3 protein-coding genes are annotated in these 4260 nt (G+C 71.2%); 2 read left to right on the top strand and 1 reads right to left on the bottom strand.

Annotation, left to right across the window (positions count from 1 at the left end; all coding sequences use genetic code 11):
* Positions 1-44 precede the first annotated feature (44 nt).
* Positions 45-1208, bottom strand: coding sequence for an acyltransferase family protein (locus tag ABD54_RS25670; RefSeq protein WP_047872128.1), 1164 nt, complete (start codon positions 1206-1208; stop codon positions 45-47).
* 491 nt (positions 1209-1699) lie between these two features.
* Between ABD54_RS25670 and ABD54_RS25665 the strand changes: the two genes are divergently transcribed.
* Both ABD54_RS25665 and ABD54_RS25660 read left to right on the top strand, forming a co-directional pair.
* Complete coding sequence (locus tag ABD54_RS25665) at positions 1700-3436, top strand: amidohydrolase (RefSeq protein ID WP_047872127.1); 1737 nt, start codon at positions 1700-1702, stop codon at positions 3434-3436.
* Positions 3437-3442: 6 nt separating this feature from the next.
* On the top strand, positions 3443-4213 hold the full coding sequence (locus tag ABD54_RS25660) for a M48 family metallopeptidase (RefSeq protein WP_047872126.1): 771 nt from the start codon (positions 3443-3445) through the stop codon (positions 4211-4213).
* Positions 4214-4260 lie beyond the last annotated feature (47 nt).

Below are 4260 nucleotides of genomic sequence, written 5' to 3'. Positions count from 1 at the left end.
CCCGCCCCTCCCGTGTACGCCGCGCCCCTCGCACGGAAGCCGGGTCAAACCCCGGCCTTCTCCTTCTCGCGTCCGCCGCCGGCCCTCCCGGTGGCGTCGGCCTTCTCGGCGCCGTCGGCCTTCCCGGCGCCGTTCGGCGCGCGCACCGCCGAGTCCTGGCGCAGGAACCACGTCAGTTGCGGTTCCACGGCCCAGCGCAGGCCCGCGCGCACCCACGGGGTGCACAGCAGCAGCGTCAGCACCACGCCCAGCAGTACCGTGACGACCATCTCCGTCGCCCCGGACATCAGGCTGTACCAGGGCGAGGCCTGCAACAGGACGATCACCACCGAGTGCCCCAGGTACACGTACAGCGTGTAGGCCCCCAGGGAGGTGAACCACGTGCGCTGCTTGGGCATCAGGGCCAGGACCGCGAAGGACATCACCAGCGCGAGGGCCATGAAGCCGACCCGCACGCCCAGGCTCGGCAGGATCGGGTCGATCTCGCGGTCGGTGAGGCTGTTGGTCCAGAAGAGCCAGGAGCGGCTCATCTGCTCGGAGATGGGCACGGCCAGCGCCGCCGTCACCCCCAGCACCAGCACGGACGCGATCCGCACCCAGAGCCGGTCCAGGTAGGCGAAGTGCTCGCGGCGCAGGCTCAGTCCCAGGACGAAGAACGGCAGGAAGCTCACCACGCGGCCCAGGGAGAGCGTCTCCCCGAGGCTCGCGGTGGCCCCGAACACGGAGATGAGCACCGCGATGAGCACGGGCCAGCGCAGCCGCTTCCAGACCGGTACGCTCAGGCGCCACACGAACAGGGCGACCAGGAACCACAGGGCGTAGGTCGGCTGGAGCACCGACATGGACTCCGGCAGGCCGCCGCGTTCGACCGCGTAGATGGACTGGTGGATGGTCCAGAACACCAGGTAGGGCACCGCGAGCGACAGGACCAGCTTCTCGACGCGGTTCGACGAGGCGTCGAAGGACCGCGAGAGGTAGCCGCTGATCATGATGAACGCGGGCATGTGGAAGAAGTAGATCCAGTAGTAGAGGGCGCTGGCGGGCCCGTAATCGCGTAGTGGGCCGATCGCGTGGCCGACGACGACCAGGGCGATCAGGACGAACTTGGCATTGTCCAGACGGGCGTCACGGCCTGGACCCGGGGCGGCCGTGGTGGGGGCGACCGCGCCGTGCCCCGGTTCCTGACGCTGGGATGCCGGACTGGTCATGGATGAGGCCACGAGTGGACTCCGAGATCATCTGCTTCTGGGACGTGTGTGTTCTCTTCCGGCCGTGCACGCGGCCCGCGGGCCGACCGTGGGGCCGGGACGCGGGTGGCGCGGTGCCGCGTGGGGCGCGAGGGGGACACCGTAAGGTCGGATGAGTGAACATGTGCTGCGTTACCTTACTGTGATGTAGCAAAGTATGCCAGCGGTTCTCCGGAGATCGCTGGAAAGATGCCGGAGTCCTGCCTCGGTTGAGGTGAGGGTGGTGCTCGTGAAACGTCTGTGACACGAGCGGCTCGGCCGGGGGTAGCTTTCCGTGTGCAGACACTAACCCATCCGCGCCACCGCCTTCTACGGAGGGTGACGGTCCGGGCCTGCTCCGGACAGGGCCCGCGGAGGTCGCGCGGCTGACTGTGTGGCCGCGGCGGACGCGCCGCTAGGCTGCTCTCGTCAGACGGGCGGTTCCGACCCGGTCGATAATACGGAAGAAGGCGGTGGAAGCCGTGCCGCACGCGGTGGACCCCAACCGTGCCGCTCAGCACGGGAACGTGGTCATGCGACTCCTCGACGAGCTCTTCCCGCTCGTGGAGGGGTTCTACGTCGACCTGCACAAGAACCCCGAGCTCTCCCACGCCGAGCACCGCACCGCCAGCGGTGTCGCCGAGTGGCTCACCCGGACGGGTTACGAGGTCCACAAGGGCGTCGGGGGAACCGGCGTGGTCGGTATCCTGCGCAACGGACCGGGTCCCACGGTGATGCTGCGCGCCGACATGGACGCGCTCCCGCTGGAGGAGAAAACCGGGCTGCCCTACGCCAGCACCGCCCGCGCCGCCAACGACGAGGGCGCCGAGGTCCCCGTCATGCACGCCTGCGGGCACGACGCCCACACCGCCTGCCTGGTGGGCGCCGCCGACCTGCTCTCGGAGACCCGCGACGAGTGGGCCGGGACCGTGATGGTCGTCGCCCAGCCGGGTGAGGAGACCCTCGACGGGGCGCAGGCCATGCTGGAGGACGGGCTGTTCGACCGCTTCGGCCGCCCCGACGTCATCCTCGGCCAGCACCTGGGCCCGCAGCCCGCCGGACTGATCTCCCACCGCGCCGGGGTCGTCCTCGGCGCCTCCAACTCCTACCGCGTGCGCGTGTACGGGGAGGGGGGCCACGCCTCCCAGCCGAACACGACCGTGGACCCGGTCCTCATCGCGGCGAGCATCGTCACCCGCCTGCAGGGCGTGGTCTCCCGCGAAGTGAGCCCGAGCGAGATGGCGGTGCTCACCGTCGGCAGGATCCAGGCGGGGACCAAGGCCAACATCATCCCCGACGAGGCCTACCTGGAGATCAACACCCGGGCACTCAACGACAACGTGTCCGACCAGCTCGAAGCGGCCATCGAGCGGATCGTGCGCGCCGAGGCCGCCGCCTCCGGAGCCGCCCGCGAGCCCGAGATCGAGCGCTTCCAGGGCGCGGGCGTCACCCGCAACGACCCCCAGAGCACAGCCGACGTGGCCGCCGCCCACCACGCCTACTTCGGTGACGAGTACGTCATCCACCTGCCCGACCCGTTCCCGGCGACGGAGGACTTCGGCTACTTCGGCCTGCCCGGCGACCCGCAGCCGATCCCTTACGTGTTCTGGTTCGTCGGCGCCACCCCCCACGACGTGTGGGAGGCCGCCCCCGGCGACACCCCGTACGAGAAGATGGGCAACGTCCCCAGCACCCACTCGCCGTTCTTCGCGCCCGCCCGGGAACCCACCCTGCGCGCCGGGCTGGCCGCGATCACCGTGGCCGCGCTGTCCTACCTGGGCGACGACAGCCCGAAGGCGGCGGCCGAGGACGCGCCCAACGACGCCTACGACAGCGCCTACCCCGACTCGTCCTGGCCCGTCCCGGACGGGGACCGGGCCCGGACCGCCTGGCCGGCCCCGGACGAGGACAGGGCGCGGACCGCTTGGCCCGAACCCGAGGAGGACCGGCCCCGGTCCCCGTGGCCCGCGCCGGACGGGGACCGGGCCAAGTCCACCCACGAGGCCGACATGGACGCCGTGATGGAGGCCCAGGACGAGGAGCACCGCCAGGAGTGGCGCGACGGCAAGACCGAGGAGTCCACGCTGTCCGCGGACATGGCCGCGCTGCTGGAGGAGGACGACCGGCCGCGCCCGCCGTCCGGCCCCTCCTACGGTGGTCCGCCCCCGCCCCCCGACGACGACCGTCCCGGCTCCGAGTACCGCCTCTGAGCACGGATGGGGGAACGCCGACTGCGCCATCCCCGGGAGATCCCCCTTCTGGTCGTGTGCGTGGGGGTGACCCTGCTCGCCGTGGTGGGCGCGGTCAGCCGCGCCTACTCGGGTGAGCCGAACCAGCCGCTGCTCCTGCTGAGCATCCCCGCGCTCGTGTACTTCGTGCGCGGGCAGCTCTACGCGCGCCAGCGGGTCAACGGGGTGCGCATCACCGAGCACCAGTTCCCCGAGGCGCACCGGATGGTCGCCGAGGCCGCCGCCGCGTTCCGCATGAAGCGGGTGCCCGAGGCCTACGTCGTGCTGGGCAACGGCGAGCTCAACGCGTTCGCCTCCGGGCACGGCTTCCGGCGCTACGTGGCCGTCACCAGCGATCTGTTCGAGGTGGGCGACCGTCTGGCCGACAACGACACGCTGCGGTTCGTGATCGGCCACGAGGTCGGCCACATCGCGGCGGGCCACACGTCGTTCTGGCGCCAGTTCGGGATCTCGGTCGCCAACGTGATCCCCGGCGTGGGCACCAGCCTGAGCCGCGCGCAGGAGTACACCGCGGACAACCACGCCCACGCCTTCTGCCCCGAGGGCATGCAGGGGCTGCGGGTGCTCGCCGCGGGCAAGTACCTGTACCCGGCGGTGGACTTCTACGACATCGCCGCCCGCGCCCGCACCGACACCGGCTTCTTCGTGCTGCTGGTCAACCTCCTGTCCAGCCATCCCGTGAACACGTTCCGCTTCGCCGCCCTGGCCGACCGCACCAGGCCGGGAAGGGTCTTCTAGGGTCGGTCCGCCCCCGTGCGGGGCCGGGGCAGTCCCCGTCCTAGCCC

The organism is Nocardiopsis sp. RV163 (assembly GCF_001029525.1).
GTDB lineage: Bacteria > Actinomycetota > Actinomycetes > Streptosporangiales > Streptosporangiaceae > Nocardiopsis > Nocardiopsis dassonvillei.
Note: the sequence above shows the minus strand (reverse complement) of the source record. Positions and strands in the feature narration are given on the sequence as shown.

Excerpts from the sequence above, each read along its gene's own strand:
- ABD54_RS25670 (WP_047872128.1), bottom strand. The coding sequence starts at position 1,208 with ATGACCAGTCCGGCATCCCAGCGTCAGGAACCGGGGCACGGCGCGGTC.
- ABD54_RS25660 (WP_047872126.1), top strand. The coding sequence starts at position 3,443 with ATGGGGGAACGCCGACTGCGCCATCCCCGGGAGATCCCCCTTCTGGTC.